This is a genomic window from Actinokineospora sp. (assembly GCF_050699995.1).
In the GTDB taxonomy this organism is placed as follows: domain Bacteria; phylum Actinomycetota; class Actinomycetes; order Mycobacteriales; family Pseudonocardiaceae; genus Actinokineospora.
In genome coordinates this window covers 1-22,398 of record NZ_JBOHGC010000434.1, presented here as the reverse complement: position 1 = coordinate 22,398, position 22,398 = coordinate 1, and the positions used below count along the sequence as shown (strand labels likewise).

Here is a 22,398-nt window from a genome sequence, read left to right as displayed (position 1 = left end):
AGGCGGTCCCGACTCCGCTGGACCCCGCGCGTCATCCCGCGGCGGCTTTGATGTCGCCCAGAGTCTTGCGCCAGGCCTCATTCGGGTCGGTGCCCTGTTCGACGCTGTTCAGGGCGGCGGCGAAGATGTTGCCGATGACGCCGCTCTCCGGGCCGGTCACCTGCGCGGGCGCCTTCGCCAGCGAGTCCGGGAAGATGGTCCCGGCGGGCGCGTTGCTGAAGAACGGCGACGTGAACCCCGCGACCTCCTTGTCCTTCCAGGTGCTCTGCTGGCTCGGGAAGTTGCCGATCGCCTTGAACAGCTTGACGCTCTGCTCGGGCGCGGTCAGCCACTTCGCCAACTCGACAGCGGCCTTGGTGTTCTTGCCCTGGCTGGGAACCGTGACGTAGGAGCCGCCCCAGTTGCCGGAGCCGCCGGGGATCTTCGCGATGTCCCACTTTCCGCTGGTCTCCGCCGCGTTGCCCTGGATGTAGCCCATCATCCAGGCGGGGCAGGTGATCGTGGCGAACTGGCCGCGCTGGAAGCCGGTGTTCCACTCGGGGGCGAACTCCGGCAACGCCGCCGACTGGCCCGCCTGGATCGCCTTGACCGTCAGGTCCCACGCCTCGCGCACGGCCGGGTTGTTCTCGGCGATGAGCTTGCCCTCGGCGTCATAGAAGGTTTCCTTCTCGTTGCCCAGGATGCCGGTGAAGACGTGCCCGCCCGCGTCGAACCACTTCACACCTTGCGGTGCCTTGGCGCCGAAGCGGGTCCCGGTGGCGACGTAGTCCTCCCAGGTCGGCCACAGCGCCGACACCGCCGCCCGGTCGGTCGGCAGGCCCGCCGCGGCGAACAGGTCCGTGCGGTAGCACATGGCGAGCCCGCCGACGTCGGTCGGCAGCCCGATCAGCGCCTTGCCGTCGGGTGTGGACGCCCGGGCGATGACCGCGTCCGTCCACTGTGAACTGTCGACGCCGTGGTCGCGGAAGTTGACGAATTTGTCCGGCTGGCCGATGTACCCGGCGACCTGCCCGACCTCGATGACCTCGATGTCGGCGGCGCCGCTGCCCGCGGTGAGGCGGGCCTGGATGTTCTGGTGGTGGGTGCCGAAGTCGCTGCGGTTCTCCACGATCGTGACGCCGGGATGGGTCCGCTCATACTCGTAGTAGATGGACCTGTCGTTCGGTAAGGAGAAGTTGTCACCGAAGACGTTGACCGTGAGGGTGACGGGACCGGACTGGGCGGGCTCGCCACTGTCGCCGCACGCCGTGAGCGCCAGAGCGCCCACGGCGAGCGTCGCGACAACGGCCACGCTCGGCCGCCGTGCGTTGTGCATGGTGTCTCCTGTTACTGCTGGATGGGGATTCCGTCGGTGCCGCACACATAGCCGGCCTTGATGCAGTTGTCGACCCGGCGCCGCAGCTCGCCGGGATCCCAGGCGTTGAGGAAGTCGCCGTGGAAGGTGTAGCCCGGCGCGGTGGTCACGTTGACGCCGTTACGGTTTCCCGCAAGGGAAAGCCCGCCGCCGCTGACCGGGTAGGTGATCAGGAACTCCAGCCTGGGCACCACGACCGGGTGGCTGCCCGGGCAGACTCCCGCGACCGCGAACGCCATGTGGTCGCGGTGGTTGGGGGAGTCCAGCCGGGACCCGTCCCAGCAGGTCGGGAAGTCGAGGTAGTTCTCCAACTTCGACCCGGCAGGGCAGGACCGGAAGTCCCGGCTGGACTCCGGATACCCGACACACGACCACCGTGCGGCGGGATTCTGGGCCGCACTGGTGGCCAGCGCGTTGCCGATCACATAGCGCAGCCCCTGCGGATGGGCGACGGCGCGGGTGTGGTCGGTGATGCCCTGGTAGTAGATCGTCACGCGCTCCGGCGCGACCGGTGTCCCGTTCTGGTAGAGGGTCGGCACCCAGTAGGCGGACTTGTCCGAAACCGGGTCGCAGTTGGTTCCGCCCAGTCGCAGCGATTGCAGCGTCGAATGGGCGTCGGTGGTGGTGTTCCCGAAGAACTCGTGGATGTGGGAGACACCGGACCGGCCGGGGAAGACGATCGGGTCGTCCCCGCGCCGGTGGCTGCTGCGGCACTCGGCCCGGAACTCCGAACCCCGCACCGGAGCCGCCTGCTGCGCCACCATCGCGGCCGCCTGGTCGTCACTCGGCGCACCGCTATGGCCCTCGTGTCCGCTGTGTTCACCATGGTCGATGGTCTCGGCGTTGCCGATCACCGCTGTGGTCAGGCATGCGGCGATCGCGAGGCCGACGGTCAGCTTGAGCAGTCGGGTGGCCATGGCTCACTTCCCGAAGGTGAACCAGTTCAGGTTGACGAAGTCAGCGGGCTGGCCGCTGGCGAACGTCACGTACACGTCGTGGACCCCGGTGACACCGCTGATGTTGGCCGGTATCGTCCGCCAGCTCTGCCAGCCGCCGGTGTTGGCGACGGCGAAACTGCCGATGGGTGGGTTGCTCCGGCTGTCCAGCCGGACTTCGACCAGCCCGCTCACCCCGCCCGCGGCGCCCGAAGCGGCCCGCGCCACGAACTGCGTCGCCGGTGACCCGGAGCCGAAGTCGATCCCCCGGTACAGCGCCCAGTCTCCGTTGCCGATGCCGCCGAGATGCCCGCCGCCGCCGGTGTCCTGGGCGGTGCCGACGTTCATGCCCGACTGCTGCTGGAACGCCTCCGCCTGGATCGTGCTGTAGGCGTTGCCCCCACCCGGCGGGGGAGTCGTGGTCGTCGGGGGAGTGGTGGTGGTCGTGGTGGGCGGCGCGCCGCCACTGGTCCACACCGCGACGTAGTCGACGACCATCGGGTGACCGGGAACCGTTGCTCCGGTCGGTGTGGCGTGTCCCGCGACGCCGTCCGGGAAGGCGCCGCCGATCGCGACGTTGAGCAGGATGAAGTAGCCCGCGTGCGTGGTCATGTTCCGCCAGGTGTCGGCGGGCAGCTGGTTCTGGCTCACCGAGTGGAACTGCTGGCCGTCGACATACCAGCGCAGCTGGTTCGGCGAGACGCTCTGGTCCCACTCGAACCGGTAGGTGTGGAACGCCGACTGGCAGGACGCACCAGGACACACCCGGCTCGCGCCGAGGCCGTTGGTCTCGTTGCACGGACCGCCGGGGTTGACTCCACAGTGGAGCACGCCCCACACGGAGTTGATCCCGTTGACGTTCTCCATGATGTCGAACTCGCCGATGCCCGGCCAGTTCCAGTAGTTCCCGCGGTAGGGCGAGCCCAGCGCCCAGAACGCGGGCCAGTACCCGAGGGCGGCTTGGCCGGTCACGTCGGGCATCTGCACGCGGCCCTCGATGCGCAGGATCCCGCCCGCGGGCGCCTTGAAGTCGCCGCGGTGGGTCTCCAGGCGGGCCGACGTCCAGTTTCCGGCGGCGTCCCGCCGTGGCGTGATGCGCAGGTTCCCGGCGCCGTCGAGGCTGACGTTGTTGGGGTTGTTGGTGTGCGCGGCGATCTCACCGGTGCCCCAGTTGCCCGGGCCGCCCGGGTAGCCGTGGCCGAGATCGAAGATCCAGTTCGCCGAGGACGGCAGCTGTCCGGCGGCGCCGTTGAAGTCGTCGCTCCACTGCAGCGTCCACCCGGCAGGGGTCGGGGGGACGGCGGCCTGGGCGGAGACGGTCAGGGGGACCACGACGGCCAGCGCGGCGACGGCGGCGCCGAGCGCGAAGCGGCCGCGGCGGGGTGGCGAGAGGGAGAAGACGGGCATGGGCGGTGACCTCCAGTCACGGGCAGGGAAACCCATGTTGCGGTGCACAACAAATCTTGCCGAGTCTGATGAAAGCGCTCTCACAACCGAATGTCAACGGCTCGACACGCATCCGTAAACCGAATCGGGTAGACGGGAGGGCTTGTGAAACAAAGAGGCAAATTTGTAACATCGACACATGGATGCCACCGAACTGCCGGGACCGGGCTCGCTGCACTGGCGCTATGGCGGTGACCGGCGCGGCTATCTGCTGCTGGTCCGGGCCGGTTTGCTGCAGCTGATGCACCCGGGGCTCGGGGCCGGGGTCGAGCAGCACTCGGACTTCTTCAACGAGCCCTGGCAGCGGGTCCTGCGGTCGGTGCCGCAGATCCAGGGGACGACGTTCGACTGGCCGGAAGGCGGCGCCACCGCACGCGAGATCCGGGATTACCACACCGAGATCAAAGGCGTGGACCAGCAGGGCAGGCGCTATCACGCGCTCGATCCCGAGGTGTACTTCTGGGCGCACGCGACGATCTTCGACGCGCTGTTCCAGTCGATCGACATGTTCGGCAAGCCGCTGAGTGAGGCGGACAAGCACCGGCTCTACGCCGAGGGCTGCGAGATCTACCGCGCCTACGGCGTCAGCGACCGGGTCATGCCGCCGGACTGGCCGTCGTTCCAGGAGTACTTCGACCGGATGTGCCGGGAGCGGCTGGAGATCACCCCGGCGGCCCAGGCGCTCATCGATTTCAGCAAGAACCCTCCCAAGGAGTTCCCGCTGGTGCCGGCGCCGATCTACCGGCTGCTGCGCAAGCCCAGCGGCAAGGTCCTGTGGTGGCTGTCGGTGGGCACGCTGCCCGCACCCGTCCGTGAGCACATCGGCGAGCCGTGGACCGACGCCGACCAGCGCAGGTTCGACCGGGTCCGCCGGATGGTCAGCTCGGGCTGGTCGGCCCTGCCCTCGCCGCTGCGCCACACAGCGCGGGCGCGGCAGGGGTATCGGCGGACCGGGTCCGGCCCGGAGGTCGCCAGTAGGCTCACGGTGTGAGATCGCCGGACTCCGCCAGCCTGCTCGACCTCGTCACCGCCGCGGCCGACACCGACGCGGTGGGCGAGACGATCCTCGACGCCGCCCTCGCCGAGATGCTCGACTTCGGGTTGCGCCGCACCAACGTCGAGGTCGTCGCCAAGCGCGCGGGAGTCTCCCGGGCGACGGTGTACCGCCGGTTCGTGACGAAGGACGCGCTGGTCCAGGCCGTGCTGGTCCGCGAGAGCCGTCGGTTCTACACCGAGATCGCCGAGGCCGTCGCGGCTCTGCCGACGGTTGCCGAACGGCTCGTCGAGGGCTTCGTGGTCGGCGTGCGCCACGCCCGCACCGAGCCGCTGATGAACCGGCTGCTGGCCACCGACCCGGACGCGCTGTTGCCGTACCTCACCACCCACGGTTACGCGGTGGTCGCCGCGTCCCGGGATTTCCTGGTGTGGCAAGGCGAACAGGTCGCTGGCAAGCTCCAGCCGGTCGAGAACCGTGACCCGGCGGGGGTCGCGGAGATCTTCGTGCGGCTCGCGATCTCCTTCACCCTGACCCCGCGGACCTGCATCCCGTTCGACTCCGACGAGGACGTCCGGCGGTTCGCTACCAGCTACCTCGCGGTGCTCATGCGCGAGTCCGACGCCTGAGCCCATCCGCAGCCGCGTCGGCGGGCTTGGTCAGGAACCGAAGCGCATGGTGAAGTCGAGTAGGGCGAAGCTGGCGAAAGGCTGCCTGCCGTCGAGGTAGCCGAGGGGGCCGGTGGGGTCGATCTTCCAGCTCGACCGGGCGGCCGCCAGGCGGCCGCTCGCCTTGACCGGGCTCTTCTTCGGGCCCGCCTGAACGACCGAGAAGCTCGCGGGCAGCCGGAACGGCAGCCGCCCCAAGACGCGGTACTCGGCCTCGGCGATCGGTCCCTCGGCCGACCGGGCGCTCGCGGTGACCCGTGAACCATGGGTCAGGCCGAACTCGGCCAGGCCCTTGGGGATGTTCCACAGCGCCCGCCCACCCGCGACCGACACCGGGCTGTCCACCCAGATGTGCGTGATCGTGGCCGCCAGGCCGTCCCGGACCGGGACGGTCGCCATGATCTCGCGGTAGCTCAGCACCCCGCCCTCCTGGTAGTCCACCCAGGCGGTCACCACGAAACCGTTGCCGCCGACCACGATCGGACGGACTCCGGCGGGCAGCTCGGGCAGCGCGGACACCGGCAGCCGCCACGCCGACAAGTACGCCTGGCCGACCATGGTCCACGGTTCCGGCGGGTAACTCTCCACAATGGACTCCTAAACCAGTCGCAGGGCGCCGGGGGCGGTCGCCGGGACGGTGGGGCGGACCGGAGGCACCGGGTCGACGCGGCGGTAGGTCGAGCCGAGTTCAGGCCGCGGGTCAGGATCGCCCTTGTTGGGCCAGAACGACATCGCCCGCTCGGCTTGGGCGGTGATCGTGAGCGACGGGTTGACGCCCAGGTTGGCCGTCACCGCCGAGCCGTCGGCCACATGCAGGCCGGGGTGCCCGTAGATCCGCTGGTAGGGGTCGACGACGCCGGTGGCCGGGGAGTCGCCGATGACGCAGCCGCCGATGTAGTGGGCGGTCGACGGGATGTTGACGAGGTCCATATAGGTCCCGAGCGCGTCACCGTCGATCTTCTCGGCGTAGTGGCGGTTCGCCTCGTGGCCGATCGGGATCCAGGTCGGGTTCGGGTCACCGCCGCCCTGGCGCGTGGATAGGTGTCTGCCGAACAGGCCGCGCTTGCGGAACGACGTCAGCGAGTTGTCCAGTGACTGCATCACCAGCAGGATCACCGACCGCTCCGAGGCCTTGTGGAAACGCAGGGAACGCAGGAAGCGCACCGGGTGCAGCAGCACCATCAGCACGAACCGGAGCAGCCGCATCCGGCCACCGTCGACCATGGGCGCGGCGAGCGCGAACATGGCGTTCTGCCCGACGCCGTAATGGCAGACCTCGATGTGGGTGTCCGGGCGCGGGTGGATCGACGACGTGATCGCGATGCCCTGGGCGAAGTCGTCGCGGGTGCGGCTGGACGCGGTGAGGATGGCCTCGGAGTTGGTGCGGGTCAGTTCGCCCAGGCGGTCGGAGATCCGGGGCAGCGTGCCGCTGTCCTTCATGGCGTGCAGCAGTTTCTGCGTGCCCAGCGCGGCGGCGGAGAAGACCACCTGTTCGGCGGTGAACGTCCGGCGCTGCTTGCGGAGCAGCCTGCCCGAGCGGACCGTGCTGATCTCGTACCCGCCGTCGATCGGCTTGACTTCGGTCACCGTGGTCATCGGGTGGACCTCCGCGCCGCCCTGTTCGGCGAGGTAGAGGTAGTTCGTCGTCGTGGTGTTCTTCGCGCCGACCGGGCACCCGGTGAAGCACCGGGCGCAGTGTGTGCAGCCCGTGCGCTCCGGCCCGGCGCCGCCGAAGTACGGGTCGGCGAACCGCTTGCCCTCCTCGCCGAAGAACACGCCGACCTGCGTCGGGTGGAACGTGTCGAGGACGTTCATCTCCACGGCCACCTGCCGCAGCACGTCGTCGGCCGGGGTCATCCTCGGGTTGGTCGCCACGCCCAGCATCCGCTTGGCCTGGTCGTAGTACGGCGCGAGTTCGCTCTTCCAGTCGGTGATGTGCGACCACGACCGGTCGGTGTAGAAGTTCTCCAGCGGCTCGTACAGCGTGTTGCCGTAGATCAGCGAGCCGCCGCCCACACCGGAGGCGCTGAAGATCGCGCACTTGCCGACCACACTGACCCGCTGGGCTCCGGTGAGACCCAGCCGGGGCGCCCAGATGGAGTCGCGCAGGTGCCAGTTGGACTTCGGGAAGTCCTGCGGCTCCCACCGCCTGCCCGATTCCAGGACCGCGACCCGGTATCCCTTCTCGGTCAGCCGCAGCGCGCTGACGCTGCCGCCGAACCCGGACCCGATGACCACGACGTCGTAGTCGAAAGAGGGCATCCGTACCTGCTTTCCTCGGCTCACGCCGATTCCCACGCCGTGTGGTGGTAGTCGTCCGGGTTCAGTGTGCGGGTGGCCAGCCGGTACGCGCTCACCGTCCCGGGCCAGTTGTTGGTGATCCGCCCGGCCGCGGTGCGGTACCAGCTCGAACAGGTCGTCCACACCGAACGGGCCAGCCGGGCCTGGATCTTGCGGTCGTACCGGTCGGCGACGTCGGCGCGAACCTCCAAAGAGGACCGCCCGTCGAGCCGGAGCACCGCCTGGCGGATGTAGCGCGCCTGCGACTCCAGGATGTAGACGATCGAGCCGACCCCGAGATTCGTGTTCGGCCCGTACATGATGAACAGGTTGGGGAACCCGGGCACCGCCATCCCGAGATAGGCGTGCGCGCCCGCGCTCCACGTGTCGGCCAGCTTCTGGCCGTCGGCGCCGTGGATGGCCATCGGCGCGAGGAACTCGGTCGCCTTGAAGCCGGTGCCGTAGACGATCACGTCGGCCTCGTGGACGACCCCGTCCGCGGTCCGGACCCCCTCGGGGATAATCTCGGTGATCGCCGTGGTCTCGACCGACACGTTCGGCTGGGCCAGCGCGGGCAGGTAGTCGCCGGAGAACAGGCCACGCTTGCAGCCGGGTTCGTGGTCGGGGGCGAGCTTGGCGCGCAGCACCGGGTCCGGCACCTGCCTGCGGAGCTGGAACCGGGCCAGCGCCGCGACCGCGCGCCCCATCGGCTTGGCGTCCACCAGCGCCAGCGACAGCACCTCGCAGAGCAGCCAGAACGCGAACCGTTCCACCTTCTGGGTGACCGGGAGCGCGCGGAACATGGCGTGGTGCCACGGCCGGTACTCGACCTGGGGGCGCGGCAGGATCCACGGCGCCGACCGCTGGAACACCGTCAGGTGGGCCGCCTTGGGCTGGATCTCCGGGACGAACTGCACCGCGCTGGCGCCGTTGCCGATCACGGCGACCCGCTTGCCCGTGAGGTCCACCGAGTGGTCCCAGGTCGCCGAGTGGAACGCCGGTCCGCCGAAGGACTCGACCCCGGGAATGTTGGGCATGGCGGGCCGGGAGAGTTGCCCGGTCGCGGGGACGAGGACGTCGGCGGTGATCTGCTCGCCCTTGGCGGTGTCGAGCAGCCAGCGGCCCTGGTCGAAGGTGGCGGCGGTGACCTCGACGCCGAAGCGGACGTGCGGGCCCAAGCCGTACTTGTCCACGACCCGCTTGAGGTAGGCGTGGATGTCGGGCTGTCGGGAGAAGCGCGACGGCCAGGCCGCGTTGGGCTCGTAGGAGAACGAGTAGTAGGGCGAGGGGATGTCGCAGGCCGCGCCCGGATAGGTGTTCTCCCGCCAGACGCCGCCGACCTCCGTGCCCTTCTCCAGGATGGTGAACGAGTCGATGCCCGCCCGCTTGAGCTCGATCGCCATGCCGATCCCGCCGAACCCGGTGCCGATGATCACGACCTGTTGCTGCGTCATGTCCTCACGTTAGGGCTGGTCGCCGCTCTCGGCTAAGAGAACCGCGGCCGGAAAGTCGAGATTTTCGGCCATTCGGGCGTCCGCTGATCCATACTTTCGGCCATGGTGGAACTCGGGCGGCCGGTCGTCGCCGAATGGACCTTCCCGCGCGCGGCGGGCAGCGTGCTGCTGATGATCCGGTTCGCCGAGGAGCACGGCGTCGCGCCTGCCGACCTGCTGCGCGGTAGCGCCCTCACCGAATCGGGACTCGCCCGACCGGACGCGCAGCTCGAGGCCCACCAGGAACTCGCGGTCGTCCGCAACCTCGTCCGCCTGCTCGGCAGGCGCCCGGCGCTCGGCGTGGAGGTCGGGTTCCGGTACCGGGTCACCACGTTCGGGATCTTCGGGTTCGCCTGCGTCAGCAGCCCCACGGTCCGGGACATGATCGCGTTCGCGCTGCGCTACTGGGACCTCAGCTTCGCCTTCTGCATCCCGGTCGTGCACGTCGACGGCGACGAGATCCGCTGGGAGCTGCGCGACGACCGCGTCCCCGCCGACGTACGCGCCTTCCTGGTCCAGCGGGACATGTCGGCGATGTACAAGGTGATGGCCGACCTGCTCTCGGAGCCGATCCGGCTGCGCTGGCTGGACCTGCGCTTCCCCGAGCCGCCGGACTGGCCCGACGACGCGTTCGGCCTGCACCCGACGTTCGACGCGCCCGCCAACCTCGCCGCCGTCGACCTCAACCTCGACCAGCCGCTGCCCCAGGGCGACGAGCACACCGTCGCACTGTGTGAGGCGCAGTGCCGTGACCTGGTGGCCCGCAACCGGGCCCGCACCGGCATCGCCCGCGAGGTTCGTGACCGCCTCATCAAGGTCGGCGGCGCGGCCACCATGGACGAGGTGGCCCACGCGCTGGCCGTCAGCCCCCGCACCCTGCGCCGCAAGCTCGACGACGCGGGCACCAGCTACCGCGCGCTGCTCGACGAGGTCCGCGAGACCCTCGCCGAGGAGATGCTCGCGACCGGCGCCCTGTCGGTCCACGACGTGGCCCTGCGCCTCGGATACGCGGAGGCGTCGAGCTTCATCTACGCGTTCAAGCGGTGGAAGGGCACGACCCCGGCGGCGTTCCTACGGCGGTAACTGCAGCGGTAATCGTGCAGCGGTGGATTCTGCGACGCGCTGTGATCGGCGTCATACTCCCAGTGGGAGGTGGTCATGACCACGAACGAGGAAATCCCAGCGGAACGCTCCGTCGAGGCCACGGCCGAGTTCCTCGGTCTCGATCCCGGCGAACTGGACTACATCACGTCGGAGCTCTTGGGGGAGCCCACGGTCGACTTGGATCCCGACTTGGCGGAGGACGACGATGCGGAGATCCGGGCGCTGGTGACTCCGCCGAACCGGATCTCGTACCTGAGCCACTTCGCGTACATGGGGTTCGACGGCAACCGGACGGTGTGGGGCGTGTACGCGAACTGCCAGTACACCACCAGGTACCACATGTGGAGCGACCAGGTCAATCGCTGGGAGAACGCCGGCACTGCCGCACTCCCAACGGGTCCTACGTGCCGCGGTACAAGGTGTGGTGGCACACCGCGTGACGGCGGGCTGAATGGCTCGTTATCCGTTCGGCATCGTCGCCGGACGGATCGGAGTCGTCATGGGGTCTCAGCTCACGCGTGTCCTGGCGGCGGTGTTCGCCGCCGCGGTCGCGACGGTGGTGGCCGCGCCGGTGTCGCAGGCCGCGCCGACCGTCGTGAACGGCTGCATCGCGGGCGTGCCCGATCCGGGGACGACGGTGCCGGTGCGGATTTGCTACACGATCTTCCGGCCAGAGGGCGCGCACAGCGCGCACCGGGTGCCGGTGGTCTTCCACAGCCACGGGTGGGGCGGCAGCCGGGCCACCGCGCCTGAGGGTTTCGCCGACTTCCTGGGCGCGGGCTTCGGTGTGCTGAGCTTCGACCAGCGCGGGTTCGGCGAAAGCGGGGGAGTCGCCCAGCTGGAGAACCCCGACCTCGAAGGCCAGGACGTGCAGCGACTCGTCGACGTGGTCGCCGGGCTGGACTGGGTCAAGACCCAGCGGCCGGGTGACCCGGTGATCGGCGCGATCGGCGGTTCCTACGGCGGCGGCTACCAGTTCGTCGGCGCGTTCAGTGAACTCCGCGACCGCGGCGCCACCCGGTTCGACGCGCTCGCCCCCGAGATCACCTGGCACGACCTCGGTGAAAGCCTTGCGCCGCAAGGGGTTCCGCGAACGCTGTGGGCGCTGCTGCTCTACGCGGCGGGGACGCCGTCCGCGGCGAACCCCCAGGCCGCGACGGTCGGCCTCGTCGAAGCGGCCGTGACCGGCAACTGGCCGCCGAGCCTGGCGGCGTTCGTCGCGAAGAACGGTCCCGCCTGGCACGTGTCCCAGGGCCGCAAACTCGACATTCCAGTCCTGTTCGGACAGGGCGAGACCGACAACCTGTTCCCGCTCGACCAAGGCCTGAAGAACTTCCAGCGGGCACTGACCCCGAGCGCGCGGGCCCGCAGCATCATGGTCGGCTACAACGGCGGGCACACGCTGCCCAGCGTGCTGCCCATGGGCGCGCCTGACGCCGCCGAGTTCCTCGCCGCCACGGCCGAAGGCGGTCTGCCCACCGACGACCCGTGCTCGAAGAAGCTGAACGACAGCGACTTCCGGGCGCTGTCACTGCGGTTCTTCCAAGAGGAGCTGTAGGGCAAGTCGACCGGGCTCGGCGGGCGCGGGCGCTACCACCTCGCCACCCTGGGCGGCCGGTGCCTCACACTCACCGACACCGCCGCCACGACTTCGGTGCGGCTGGGCACGGTCGTGAACACGGTCGGTCTCGGCGTTCCGCTGCACTATCCGATCGCCGCCGGCCCGATCACCATCGCGGGCACCCCGACCCTCGACGCCAAGGTCACGTCGCTCTCGCTGGACAGCAGGCTGATGCTCGCGCTGTCCGTGGGCACCTCACCGCTTGACGCGCGGATCGTGCAGAACAACATGCTCCCGCTGCGGGAACCCGGCATCGTGCTGGGCAAGACGCGGACCGGCGTGGAGCTGCCGTCGATCGCCATCGACGTCCCGGCGGGCCAACACCTCTACCTGACGGTGTCGCCGCTGTCGGACATGTCGTTCGGGCACGGCAGCCGTCTGCCGGGCGCGATGGCGCTCAGCGACGTGGTGGTCAACCTGCCCGTGCGGTGACCGGCCCGAAGTTCGGAAACTGAAGCTGAAGGGGCCTGCCCACCAGACGCCGAGCGGGGGCGGGATCAGCAGAGCAGGGCGGGCAGGTCGGCGACGCTGGGCAGCAGGTGCGTGTGCCGGACGGCGCCGAGGGTGGTGGCGTCCAGGCCACCGCTCAGCACGCCGACGACCATGGCGGCGCCCGCGTTGTTGCCCGCTTCGAGGTCCCGGACCGTGTCGCCCGCGGTGAGCACGCGGCGCACGTCCCGAACCCCGGTCAGCTCCATCGCCCGGAAGATCATGTACGGCGCGGGCCTGCCCGCCGCGACGTCGTCCGCGCAGACGACCGCGTCGACGATGGTGTTGTCCACGCCGACCATGGCGAGCAGCGAATCGGTGATGCCGCGGTCGAAGCCGGTCGTCAGCGCGACCTTGATCCCGTTCGCCCGAAGCTTGGTGAGCGCCTCGCCGACGCCGGGCAGCAGGTGTGGCGACACGGCGGTGTAGGCCGCGGCCAAGCGGGAGCGGAAGTCAGCCAACGTGACGTCCACAGTGGACTCATGGGGGACCATGCCCGCGATCGCCTCACGCTTGTCGGCCCCCATCCACCGCTGGATGTCGGCCTCGGTCGGGGATCCGCCCGCCGCGCGCACGGCTTCCTCAAGCGCGACATACACGGCCGAGTATTCCTCGACGGTGGTGCCCGCGATGTCCAGTACGACTAGCTCGATCACGAAGCTGACTTCTTCCGCTCGGTGGCCGGGCGCCAGCTGCGCACGAGCGCGGGCTGGGCGGCCTGTTGGGAGTTCTCTATGGTGAAACTGATCATGTCCGGCCGGTAGCGGTCGTCGGAGTACTCGATCTCCTCGCCCGCGGATCCGCGGGCGAGGCGGCGTTCGCGCAGCAGGGGAGCGCCCAGCGCGACGTCGAGCAGGTCGCTGTCGGTCTGGTCCGCGGCGACCGCGTCGATCATGTGGTGGGCGACGGTGATGTCGACGCCCTGGCCCGCGAGGTAGGCGTAGATCGAGCCGGAGTCGCAGTCGAAGTCGAACAGCAGCCGCCCGGCCGACTCGACGAACGTGGAGCGCTCGACCATGGTCGGCTTGCCGTCGATCAGGCGCAGCCGCACGAGTTGCACGACCGGGGTGCCCTCGTCGATGTGCAGCGGGTCGGCGACCTCCGCGGGCGCGGGCCGCAGGGCGACCTCCATCGTCTGCTGGCCCGCGGTGCGCCCGAGGCCGTCGACCCAGCGGGAGAACGACAGGAACGTGTCGAACGGCTGGCTCAGCACCTGCCTGCGCACGACCGGCGGCTTGCCCCGGCCGCCGCCGATCAGCCCTTCCGCGCGCAGCGTCGCCAGCGCCTGGCGAACCGGTCCGCGCGAGGCGTCCCAGAGGGCGCAGAGTTGCGATTCCGACGGCACCTGTGTGCCGACCGCGAGCTCGCCGGTGGCGATCTGCCTGCGCACCTCGGCCGCGATCTGTTCGTGCAGCGGTGTCCCCATGTACTTGAACATACATGCTCCTGCCGCGCCGTCAAACTGCCGGTGGCTCACATTTCCGCTGGTCAACACGCTGTTGAACGAAAAATGAACAGGACATGCGTATGCGCACTCGGGCATTGACACCGGCAATCCGCTTCTTCCATCGTTCTTATCATGACAAGTCACTTCGGCCGAGCGGACCTCGTGGTCGTCGGCGCCGGGATCGTCGGCCTGGCGCACGCCTACGCGGCGGTGGAACGCGGTCTGACGGTCGCAGTCGTCGAGCGCGACGACCGGGCGACCGGGGCGTCCGTGCGCAACTTCGGGCACGGCTGTGTCACCGCGCAGGACGGCCAGGCGCTCGACTACGCCCTCGCCGCGCGGGCCTCCTGGCTGCGTCTGGCCAAGGAATCCGGCATGTGGGCGCGCGAGGAGGGCGCGGTCGTGCTCGCCCGTGGCGACGACGAATACGCGGTCCTCGAAGAGTTCCACGCGATCCGCGACGACCAGGTCGTCCTCCTCGACGCCGCCGCGGTGGCCGAGCGCGTGCCGGTAGGCCCCGGCGTGGTGGGCGGCGCGCTGCTGCCGCTGGACATCCGGGTCGACCCGCGCGAAGCGGTCCACGCGATCGCCGCCTGGCTCGCCGAGCGCGGCGTGGTCTTCCACTGGGGCGCCACGGTGCACACGATCGAGCCCAGCGCCGTCGGCACCAGCCGGGGCACGGTCCTCGCGGACAAGGTCGTCGTCGCGGTCGGCCACGACGTCGACCGGCACTTCCCCGAGCTGGCCGCTGAGGCCGAGGTCCGCCGGTGCGCGCTACGGATGCTGCGCGTGGCCGACCCGCGCGGCCGCGCCATCGACCCGGCGGTGCTCACCGGCTTCTCCATGCTGCGCTACGCCGCCTTCGCCGCCTGCCCGACCCTGCCCGCGCTGCGCGACCGCCTGAGCGGCGACCGGCCGGAACTGGTCGGCATGGGCATGAACCTGATGTACACCCAAGCCCCCGATGGCGACCTGATCATCGGCGACACCCACCACTACGCCCGCACCCTCGACCCGTTCGACCCCGAGGACCTCGACGACGCGGTCCTCACCGAGACAGCCGACCTCCTCGGCGTGCCGCACCTGACCGTGCGGCAGCGGTGGCGCGGCGTCTATGCCTCCGCGCCCGCGCCGTTCCTGATCGCCACCCCCGCCGAAGGGGTCCGGGTCGTCTCGGTCACCTCCGGCATCGGCATGACCACCGCCTTGGGCCTGGCCCCTGGCGTGCTCGACGACCTGCTCTGAACCCTGTTCCCCCGCAAGGAGTTTCGTGATGCGCGTACGTACTCGACTGACCGCCGCGGCGGCCACGGCGATGCTGTCCCTGACCATGGCCGCCTGTGGCGCGGCCGAACCCGCCGCCGAGGCGGGCGCCTGCCCCAACGGCAAGGTCCGCTTCGGTGTGGAGCCCTATGAGGACCCGGCGAAGCTGACCCCGGCGTATGAGGTGCTGGCCAAGGCCCTGGAGAGCAAGCTGGGCTGCCCGGTGGAGCTCAAGATCGTCGACGACTACTCCGCCGAGGTCCTCGCCATGCGCAACGGCCGGCTCGAGCTGGCCCAGTTCGGCCCGCTCGGCTACGTCTTCGCCAGCAGCAAGGCCAACGCGCAGGCGGTGGCGTCCTTCGCCGACGGCACCGGCAAGCTGACCACCTACACCGGCGGCATCTGGGTCCCCGCGGACTCGCCGATCAAGTCGATCAACGACCTCGTCGGCAAGACGCTGGCGCTGTCGAGCCCCGGCTCCACCTCCGGTGACGCACTGCCGCGCTACGCGCTGAAGAAGGCGGGCATCGCCGACGACGCGGTGAAGATCGACTACGCCGGTGGGCACCCGGAGGCGCTGCTGGCGCTGAAGAACGCCAAGGTCGACGCGGCCGAGATCAACAGCCAGCAGCTGGCCACCGCGACGGCCGCGGGCACCTTCGACAAGTCCAAGTTCCGCCAGGTCTGGACCTCGGAGCCGATCCCGAACGACCCGATCACCATGCGCGGCGACCTCGACAAGGCGTTCCAGGACAAGGTCCGCAAGGCACTGCTCGAACTGAGCCCCTCGGATGTCGCCAAGGTCAGCGCGTTCCTCGACGTCGACCCGCCCGGCCCGCTCGTCGCGGTCACCAAGGAGACCTACCAGCCGCTGTTCGACCTGGCGAGCGCCCTGGGGCTGTCCGAAGATGACGTCTGATCCCAGGCTCGCCATCCGGGGGCTGCACAAGTCGTTCAACGGCAGGTCAGTGCTCTCCGGGGTCGACCTCGACGTGCACGGCGGCGAGTTCGTCGCCGTGCTCGGGGCCAACGGCTCCGGCAAGTCCACCGCGCTGCGCTGCGTGGTGGGCCTGCAGACCCCGGACTCCGGCGAGATCCGCCTCGGCGGCCAGGACGTGATCGGCCTGAGCGGCAAGGACCTGGCCCGCAGCCGGGCCCAGGCGGCGATGGTGTTCCAGCAGATCCACCTGGTGCGCAGGCGAAGCGCGCTGGACAACGTGTGCTCGGGCGCGCTGGGCAGGTTCCCGGCGGCCCGGTCGCTCACCCCGGCGCTGTTCCCCCGCGAACTGCGGGAGGAAGCCATGTCGTGCCTGGACAGGGTCGGCCTGGCCGACCGGGCGGCTGAACCCGCGGGCAAGCTCTCGGGCGGCCAGCAGCAGCGGGTGGCCATCGCCCGCGCCCTGTGCCAGCGGGCGAGCGTGGTGCTGGCCGACGAGCCGGTGTCGGCGCTGGACCCGAGCGCGGCGGAGCAGGTCGTGGCCCTGCTGGCGGAGTTGGCGGGGGAGGGGCTGGCGGTGGCGACGGTGCTGCACCAGCCGGACCTGGCCCGGGCGCATGCCCACCGGATTGTCGGGCTGCTGCACGGAAAAGTCGTCCTGGACGCCGCACCCGACCAGATCAGCACATCCGATGTGGACGCGCTATACGAGCCGGAGAGAGAACCGCGATGAGTGCCCCCGTCCTCGAACGGACCAAGGCTCCGGCGCCGCCCCGGCGGGCCCGGCCCTCACTGCTCGTCGTGGGGATCGTGGTCGGTGTTGTCGCGGTGCATGTGCTTGCCTGGCGGGACACCGAGTTCTCGCCCGCCGCCCTGGTGCGGGGTTGGCGCGGGATGGCCGACTTCCTCAGCGAGGCGCTCCCACCCGACTTCACCTGGGACAAGGTGCTGCGCCCCAGCATCGAGGCCGCGCTGGTCACCCTCTACATCGGACTGCTCGGCACCACCTTCTCCATCCCGTTCGCGCTCGTCCTGGCGTTCCTCGGCTCCCGGGCGACCACGTCGTACACGGCGGTCTACCAGGCCGCCCGCTCCATCCTGTCGTTCCTGCGCTCCGTCCCGGACGTGGTGTTCGCCCTGATCTTCGTCACCGCGGTCGGTCTCGGACCGTTCGCCGGTGTGCTCGCCCTGGTGTTCCACAACACCGGCGTCATGGGCAAGCTCTGGGCCGAGGCCATGGAGGAGACCGACCTCGGCCCCCGCGACGCGCTGCGGATCAACGGCGCGTCGGGGCTTCAGGTCGCCGCCAACGCGGTGCTGCCCACCGTGTTGCCCCAGTTCGTCGGGCTGCTGCTCTACCGGTTCGACGTGAACGTCCGGTCCTCACTCGTCCTCGGCCTGGTCGGCGCGGGTGGGATCGGATTCCTGATCAACCAGTCCATCAAGTTGTTCAGGTTCGACCTGATGGTCACGCACATCCTCGTGGTGCTTGTCCTCGTGGTCGCAGTGGATCAGTTATCCGCCGTCATCCGGCGCCGCATCGGCGCCTAAGTCCGGAAAGGACTAACTCACGATGAGTACGTCTCGTCGTCGTATCCCCACCCTGTTAGGCGCGGCCGCGCTGGCCGCGACATTCGCCATAGTCGTGCCCACCGCGAACTCCGCCGCCGCCCTGCGCCCCAAGAAGGTCGTCGTCTTCGGCATCGACGGCCTGATGTTCGACAAGATCGCCCCCGTCAACGCCCCCACCCTCGACGCCCTGATCGCGAACGGCCGGTCGAGCAAGACCACGCTGTACGCCAACCCGATGGCGCCGACCCTGTCCGGCCCGGGCTGGGCCACCATCGCCACCGGTGTCTGGCCCGACAGGCACAAGGTGACCAGCAACAACTGGGGCACCTCGACGAACCTCGCGCAGTACCCCGACTTCCTGACCAGGCTGGAGAGCGCCAGCAGCGCGCTGTCCACCTACGCCATCGCCGACTGGTCCCCGCTGACGAGCGACAGCGTGGGCAAGGCGATCTTCAGCAGCGCCATCGACAAGCGCGAGACCGTGAGCGACTCGCCGGGCTACGCCGCGGCCGACGCGACGATCGCCACCAAGGCCGCGACCCACCTGAAGGACACCGGGCCGGACGCCTCGTTCGTCTACTTCGGCGAGGTCGACATCGCGGGCCACAGCTGCGGCGCCACCGGCAGCTGCTACGCCACGGCGATCGAGCACACCGACAAGCACATGGGCACGGTCATCAACGCCATCAAGGCGCGTCCGACCTACGCCGACGAGGACTGGACGTTCATCGTCTCCACCGACCACGGCCACACCAACGCGGGCGGCCACGGCGGCAGCAGCGTCGCCGAGCGGTCGTCGTTCATCATCCAGAGCGGACCGGGCGTCCCCGCCGGGACGTTCACGGTGAAGCCGAAGAACGTCGACATCGCCGCCACGGTCCTCGGCATCCACGGCGTCAGCGCCGCCCTGGACGGCCAGGTCCTGGGCACCGCGTCCACCGACCCGTTCGAGGGCGTCACCCTCAAGCCGAGGGTCGACGAGACCGGCATCCCCTCCGGCGTGCTGGGCTGGACTAACAGCGTGCCCAGCGGCTGGGGCATCGACAGCACCGGCATGGGCACCGGCGGCATGACCGAGTGGCGGGGATGGTCGCTGACCAACGACGACTTCTGGACCCGGACCCAGGCCGACCAGCAGCGTGAGTCCAACGTCCGGGCCCGCGGCGTCTTCGCGGTCGCCGACTCCGACGAGTGGTCCGACAAGGCAACCAGCGGCACGTTCAACTCGGCCCTCGTCTCCGCGCCCTACGCCGTGACCGCGGGCCGCACCGCGACCATCGGGTTCGGTTCGCACTACCTGAAGGAAGGCTCGGAGACGACCACCGTCTCGGTCTCCTTCAACGGCGGCGCCGAGACGCAGATCCTCAAGTACACGGGCAACGCCGTGGCCAAGGTGGAGCGGCTCACCGTGACCATCCCGTCCGGCGCGACCTCGATGGTCGTCCGGTGGCGCCTCGCCAACGGCGCCAACAACTGGTACTGGGCGGTCGACAACCCGTCCGTGTCGGTCAGCTGATCCGAGAACGCCCGGTGCCCCGCGGTGACGACCGCGGGGCACCGGGCGTGTGCTTATTCGGGCGGCGTCGTCAACAGCTTCGCCAGCGTCGCGGTGAACCGCTCCGCGTCCACCCCGCCCGGCGTCGACCCGAAGTACTCCACGGTGAGGAAATACCCGATCATCGCCGACATCATCACGATCGCCCCCGCCGCGGGGTCCTCGGTGACGGGGGCGGCGGGCGTCTGCAGGAACAGGTCGGCGATGCCGAGTTCCACCCCGCGGTCGACCATCAGCTGCTGAACCCGCGCGGCCATGTCCGGCGCCCGGTCCCGCTCCCAGATCAAGATCGCGATCAGCGGTTTGAGCTCGCGCAGGAAGTCGAGATCCTCGTAGAGCTGACGGGCCAGCGTCTCGCTGATCGGCCCGTCCACTTGAGACACCTGAACGGCGGGATTCTTCCGCACCCGCTCGACTTCGCGCTCCACGACGGCGAGCAGTAGCTCGTTCTTGTCCTTGAAGTGCCGGTAGAAACTCCCGCTCCCCGGAGACAGGCCCGCGCCTGCCTCGATGGCGGTGACTGCGGTCGCCACGGTGCCGTTCTGTTCGAACAGCTTCAAGGCGACGTCCATGATCCGATCCCGGGTCCCGGTGGCCATGGCCGTAAGAGTACTCTTGCGTAAAGTAAGAGTATTCTTGCATACTCGGCGCCAGTTCCGATCAGGTCTGAGCATCCGATGTCAGGAGCACACCATGGGAAGACTCGCCGTCCGCCTCGGTTCGGCGGTCTCCGCCGTGGTGTGCGCTGTGGCGGGCGTGGCCGCCGTCGCGCAGGGGGCGGCGGCGGCCACGGCCGCGCCGGTGACCATCCCGGCTCTGCAGCGCTGGACTCCTGGAACGGGCGCGTTCACGTTCGGCATGGACAGCCGGGTCGTGGCCCGAACAGGGGACCAGCGCCAAGCCGCGGCCGTGCTGGCCGCCGATCTCCGGGCGCTCACCGGCGTCCCGATCTCCTCCTGGGTGGGCGTCCAGATCCGACCCGGCGACATCGAGTTGCGGATCGGCCCGGCCGAAGGCGGTTCCGAGGGGTACCGCGTGGTGGTCGGCGCCTCCCTGGTGGTGCAGGGCGGCACCCATGCCGGGGTGTTCAACGGGACGAGGACCGTCCTGCAGTGGCTGCGCCAGGGGTGGACCGTGCCGGCGGGGACCGCGGCCGACTGGCCCGTCTACCCGGAGCGCGGTCTGCTCGTCGACGTCGGCCGCCAGTTCTTCTCCGTCGAGTGGCTGCGGGCGCGCATCCGCGAACTGAGCTACCTCAAGCTCAACCTGCTGCACCTGCACCTGTCCGACCGCTTCGGCTTCCGGCTGGCCGGCGAGACCCACCCGGAGATCGTCTCGCCGCAGCACTACACCAAGCGGGAGATCGCCGACCTGATCGCCTACGCGGCGAGCTACGGCGTGCGGATCATGCCGGAGATCGACTTCCCTGGGCACGCCGACGCGATCCTGGTGAGCCACCCGGAGCTGAAGCTGGTCAGCCGCACCGGAGTCGTCGACCACGGCGCGATCGACCTGTCCAAACCCGCGGCCTACGACCTCATCGCAGACGTGATGGGGGAGTTCCTGCCGCTGTTCCCGGACCCGCAGTGGCATGTCGGCGCGGACGAGTACGTCACGAACTACGACGACTACCCTCAGCTGGCCGCGTACGCCAAAGTCCACTATGGAGCGAATGCCACCGGCAAGGACACCTACTACGGTTTCATCAACTGGGCCAACGGGATCGTCCGCGCGGCGGGCAAGACCGCCCGGATCGCCAACGACGGTCTGAAGCCGGGTGGCGCGACCATCGCCGTGGACTCCGACATCATCGTCGACCACTGGTCGCAGAACGGGTTCGCCGGTTTCCCGTGGTCCGGCGACGCCTACACCGGCAAGCAGTTGATCGCGGCGGGGCACCGGGTGGTGAACGCCTCGTTCACCCCGACCTACTACACGACCGGCGGCCCGGCCGCGATGTTCAACGCGCCCCCGTCGGCCATGTACGACCTCTGGCACCCCGACGTGTTCGTCGACGGCTCCCGGCTCGACTCGACCGAACGCGCGGCCAACCTCGGATCCAAGGTCAGCCTGTGGTGCGACGACCCGAACGCGGCGACCGAGGCCGAACTCGCGACCGTGTTGCACCCCCGCCTCCGGGTGCTCGCCCAGCTCACCTGGGGATCCCCGAAACCTTTGCTGTACTCGGCTTTCCTGCCTGTGATGCACACGGTCGGCGCTGCCCCGGCCTGACCGTCCGGTTGTCCTGTGAGGAGTCCGATGCGTAGCCGACACCCGATCCGCCGCTCCGTGATCGCCGCGACCGTCCTGGTCCTGACCACGGGCGTGGCGACCGCGGAAGCGACACCGACCTACCGTGAATACGTCGCCCTCGGCGACTCGTACGCCGCCATCGCCTCGGTGTTCACCGTGCACGGCACCCCCGGCTGCTTCCGTTCCACCGACAACTACGCGGGCAATGTGGCCAAGGCCCTGGGCGCCCGGCTCGACGACCGCAGCTGCGGCTCCGCCACGACGGCGCACATGACCACGCCGCAGTCGACCCCGATGTTCGGCACCAACCCGCCCCAGTTCGACGGCCTCACCACGTCCACCGACCTGGTCACGGTGACGATCGGCGGCAACGACTTCGGGTTCGAGAGCTTCATCGCCACCTGTGGGTTGCTGGCCGCGACCGACCCGCTCGGCAACCCCTGCGAGCGGTACAACAACTCGACCGGCACCGACAAGCTCGTGGCCAAGATCGACGAGGTCGCACCGAAGATCGCGGCGGTGCTCGACGGCATCCAGGCGCGCGCGCCTCGGGCGAAGATCGTCGTGGTCGGCTACCTGCCGGTGCTGCCGCCCACGACCGGGTGTTTCCCACTGACCCCGATGGCGGTCGGCGACATCGCATATATGCACGGGATCCAGCTCAAGCTCAACGCGATGCTGTCCGCCCAGGCCGCGGCGCACCACGCCACAGCGGTCGACCTGACCGGGGTCCGCGGGCACGACGTGTGCCAGCTGCCATGGAACCGGTGGGTGGAGCCGGTGCTTCCCGCGGCGCCCACCACGCCGTTCCACCCAAACCAGTCGGGCCAACGAGGTGCCGCGAACCTGGTCCTGGCCGCCCTAGCCTCGACCAGTCATCCGATGTGATTCAAACTGATCTGTGCATGGAGGAAGTGCCTGTCCTGTAAGGGAAACTTGGGCTTGCGAAGGTCCAAAGTTCTCTCGAGAGGAAGGCACTCCCTTGGT

General features: G+C 69.7%; 22 protein-coding genes. 12 read left to right on the top strand and 10 right to left on the bottom strand.

Features of this window, described 5'->3' with window-relative positions; all coding sequences use genetic code 11:
• Positions 1-31: 31 nt before the first annotated feature.
• Genes ACRDSQ_RS21755 through ACRDSQ_RS21745 form a run of 3 tightly spaced genes read right to left on the bottom strand, consistent with a single transcriptional unit; the run spans position 32 to position 3,696 of the window.
• Positions 32-1,315, bottom strand: coding sequence for an ABC transporter substrate-binding protein (locus tag ACRDSQ_RS21755; protein WP_431423618.1), 1,284 nt, complete (start codon positions 1,313-1,315; stop codon positions 32-34).
• Between the two features lie 11 nt (positions 1,316-1,326).
• Positions 1,327-2,271, bottom strand: coding sequence for a DUF1996 domain-containing protein (locus ACRDSQ_RS21750; RefSeq protein ID WP_431423617.1), 945 nt, complete (start codon positions 2,269-2,271; stop codon positions 1,327-1,329).
• 3 nt (positions 2,272-2,274) lie between these two features.
• On the bottom strand, positions 2,275-3,696 hold the full coding sequence (locus ACRDSQ_RS21745; protein ID WP_431423615.1) for a carbohydrate-binding protein: 1,422 nt from the start codon (positions 3,694-3,696) through the stop codon (positions 2,275-2,277).
• Between the two features lie 178 nt (positions 3,697-3,874).
• Here ACRDSQ_RS21745 and ACRDSQ_RS21740 point away from each other — a divergent pair, with 178 nt between their 5' ends.
• Both ACRDSQ_RS21740 and ACRDSQ_RS21735 read left to right on the top strand, forming a co-directional pair.
• The gene (locus tag ACRDSQ_RS21740) at positions 3,875-4,726 is read left to right on the top strand and encodes an oxygenase MpaB family protein (RefSeq protein ID WP_431423613.1); all 852 of its coding nucleotides are present in this window, start codon (positions 3,875-3,877) and stop codon (positions 4,724-4,726) included.
• The gene (locus ACRDSQ_RS21735) at positions 4,723-5,358 is read left to right on the top strand and encodes a TetR family transcriptional regulator (RefSeq protein WP_431423612.1); all 636 of its coding nucleotides are present in this window, start codon (positions 4,723-4,725) and stop codon (positions 5,356-5,358) included. The genes ACRDSQ_RS21740 and ACRDSQ_RS21735 overlap by 4 nt, the downstream gene beginning before the upstream one ends.
• A 30-nt stretch (positions 5,359-5,388) precedes the next feature.
• Here the strand turns inward: ACRDSQ_RS21735 and ACRDSQ_RS21730 are convergent, their stop codons facing one another.
• The 3 genes from ACRDSQ_RS21730 to ACRDSQ_RS21720 are packed head-to-tail and all read right to left on the bottom strand — an operon-like array spanning position 5,389 to position 9,131.
• On the bottom strand, positions 5,389-5,985 hold the full coding sequence (locus tag ACRDSQ_RS21730) for an acetoacetate decarboxylase family protein (protein WP_431423611.1): 597 nt from the start codon (positions 5,983-5,985) through the stop codon (positions 5,389-5,391).
• Positions 5,986-5,994: 9 nt separating this feature from the next.
• Positions 5,995-7,659 carry a GMC oxidoreductase gene (locus ACRDSQ_RS21725; RefSeq protein WP_431423610.1) on the bottom strand — a complete coding sequence of 555 codons (1,665 nt, stop codon included), beginning with the start codon at positions 7,657-7,659 and terminating at the stop codon, positions 5,995-5,997.
• Between the two features lie 20 nt (positions 7,660-7,679).
• Entirely contained in the window at positions 7,680-9,131 is a 1,452-nt protein-coding gene (locus ACRDSQ_RS21720) for a flavin-containing monooxygenase (RefSeq protein WP_431423609.1), read from the bottom strand.
• 102 nt (positions 9,132-9,233) lie between these two features.
• On the opposite strand from ACRDSQ_RS21720, the gene ACRDSQ_RS21715 reads away from it, so the two are divergent.
• Entirely contained in the window at positions 9,234-10,253 is a 1,020-nt protein-coding gene (locus tag ACRDSQ_RS21715; protein WP_431423607.1) for an AraC family transcriptional regulator, read from the top strand.
• Positions 10,254-10,411: 158 nt separating this feature from the next.
• Here ACRDSQ_RS21715 and ACRDSQ_RS21710 read toward each other — a convergent pair whose 3' ends face one another.
• Positions 10,412-10,615 carry a hypothetical protein gene (locus ACRDSQ_RS21710; RefSeq protein ID WP_431423606.1) on the bottom strand — a complete coding sequence of 68 codons (204 nt, stop codon included), beginning with the start codon at positions 10,613-10,615 and terminating at the stop codon, positions 10,412-10,414.
• A gap of 110 nt (positions 10,616-10,725) precedes the next feature.
• Between ACRDSQ_RS21710 and ACRDSQ_RS21705 the strand changes: the two genes are divergently transcribed.
• Together ACRDSQ_RS21705 and ACRDSQ_RS21700 are read left to right on the top strand one after the other, a co-directional pair.
• Positions 10,726-11,832: an alpha/beta hydrolase family protein gene (locus tag ACRDSQ_RS21705; protein WP_431423605.1), complete on the top strand. Its 1,107-nt coding sequence runs from the start codon at positions 10,726-10,728 to the stop codon at positions 11,830-11,832.
• Positions 11,833-11,928: 96 nt separating this feature from the next.
• Entirely contained in the window at positions 11,929-12,327 is a 399-nt protein-coding gene (locus tag ACRDSQ_RS21700) for a hypothetical protein (RefSeq protein ID WP_431423604.1), read from the top strand.
• 65 nt (positions 12,328-12,392) lie between these two features.
• Here ACRDSQ_RS21700 and ACRDSQ_RS21695 read toward each other — a convergent pair whose 3' ends face one another.
• Both ACRDSQ_RS21695 and ACRDSQ_RS21690 read right to left on the bottom strand, forming a co-directional pair.
• Positions 12,393-13,040 (bottom strand): phosphonatase-like hydrolase, encoded by a 648-nt coding sequence (locus ACRDSQ_RS21695; RefSeq protein ID WP_431423603.1) that lies wholly within the window; start codon positions 13,038-13,040, stop codon positions 12,393-12,395.
• The gene (locus ACRDSQ_RS21690) at positions 13,037-13,822 is read right to left on the bottom strand and encodes a GntR family transcriptional regulator (RefSeq protein WP_431423602.1); all 786 of its coding nucleotides are present in this window, start codon (positions 13,820-13,822) and stop codon (positions 13,037-13,039) included. Before ACRDSQ_RS21690 ends, ACRDSQ_RS21695 begins: the two co-directional genes overlap by 4 nt.
• Positions 13,823-13,963: 141 nt before the next feature.
• On the opposite strand from ACRDSQ_RS21690, the gene ACRDSQ_RS21685 reads away from it, so the two are divergent.
• From ACRDSQ_RS21685 to ACRDSQ_RS21665, 5 genes are read left to right on the top strand one after another with little or no spacing between them, the layout of a single operon-like run.
• The gene (locus ACRDSQ_RS21685; RefSeq protein WP_431423600.1) at positions 13,964-15,076 is read left to right on the top strand and encodes a TIGR03364 family FAD-dependent oxidoreductase; all 1,113 of its coding nucleotides are present in this window, start codon (positions 13,964-13,966) and stop codon (positions 15,074-15,076) included.
• 28 nt (positions 15,077-15,104) lie between these two features.
• A complete protein-coding gene (locus ACRDSQ_RS21680; protein WP_431423599.1) occupies positions 15,105-16,013 on the top strand; it encodes a phosphate/phosphite/phosphonate ABC transporter substrate-binding protein in 909 nt (302 codons plus the stop codon).
• Complete coding sequence (locus ACRDSQ_RS21675) at positions 16,003-16,764, top strand: phosphonate ABC transporter ATP-binding protein (protein WP_431423598.1); 762 nt, start codon at positions 16,003-16,005, stop codon at positions 16,762-16,764. The genes ACRDSQ_RS21680 and ACRDSQ_RS21675 overlap by 11 nt, the downstream gene beginning before the upstream one ends.
• A complete protein-coding gene (gene phnE, locus ACRDSQ_RS21670; RefSeq protein ID WP_431423597.1) occupies positions 16,761-17,582 on the top strand; it encodes a phosphonate ABC transporter, permease protein PhnE in 822 nt (273 codons plus the stop codon). The genes ACRDSQ_RS21675 and phnE overlap by 4 nt, the downstream gene beginning before the upstream one ends.
• A gap of 22 nt (positions 17,583-17,604) precedes the next feature.
• Entirely contained in the window at positions 17,605-19,119 is a 1,515-nt protein-coding gene (locus ACRDSQ_RS21665; protein ID WP_431423596.1) for an alkaline phosphatase family protein, read from the top strand.
• Between the two features lie 53 nt (positions 19,120-19,172).
• Here ACRDSQ_RS21665 and ACRDSQ_RS21660 read toward each other — a convergent pair whose 3' ends face one another.
• On the bottom strand, positions 19,173-19,757 hold the full coding sequence (locus tag ACRDSQ_RS21660; protein ID WP_431423595.1) for a TetR/AcrR family transcriptional regulator: 585 nt from the start codon (positions 19,755-19,757) through the stop codon (positions 19,173-19,175).
• Between the two features lie 94 nt (positions 19,758-19,851).
• On the opposite strand from ACRDSQ_RS21660, the gene ACRDSQ_RS21655 reads away from it, so the two are divergent.
• Together ACRDSQ_RS21655 and ACRDSQ_RS21650 are read left to right on the top strand one after the other, a co-directional pair.
• Positions 19,852-21,390 (top strand): beta-N-acetylhexosaminidase, encoded by a 1,539-nt coding sequence (locus ACRDSQ_RS21655; protein ID WP_431423594.1) that lies wholly within the window; start codon positions 19,852-19,854, stop codon positions 21,388-21,390.
• A gap of 27 nt (positions 21,391-21,417) precedes the next feature.
• Positions 21,418-22,299, top strand: a complete 882-nt coding sequence (locus ACRDSQ_RS21650) for an SGNH/GDSL hydrolase family protein (protein ID WP_431423593.1) — start codon at positions 21,418-21,420, stop codon at positions 22,297-22,299.
• Positions 22,300-22,398 lie beyond the last annotated feature (99 nt).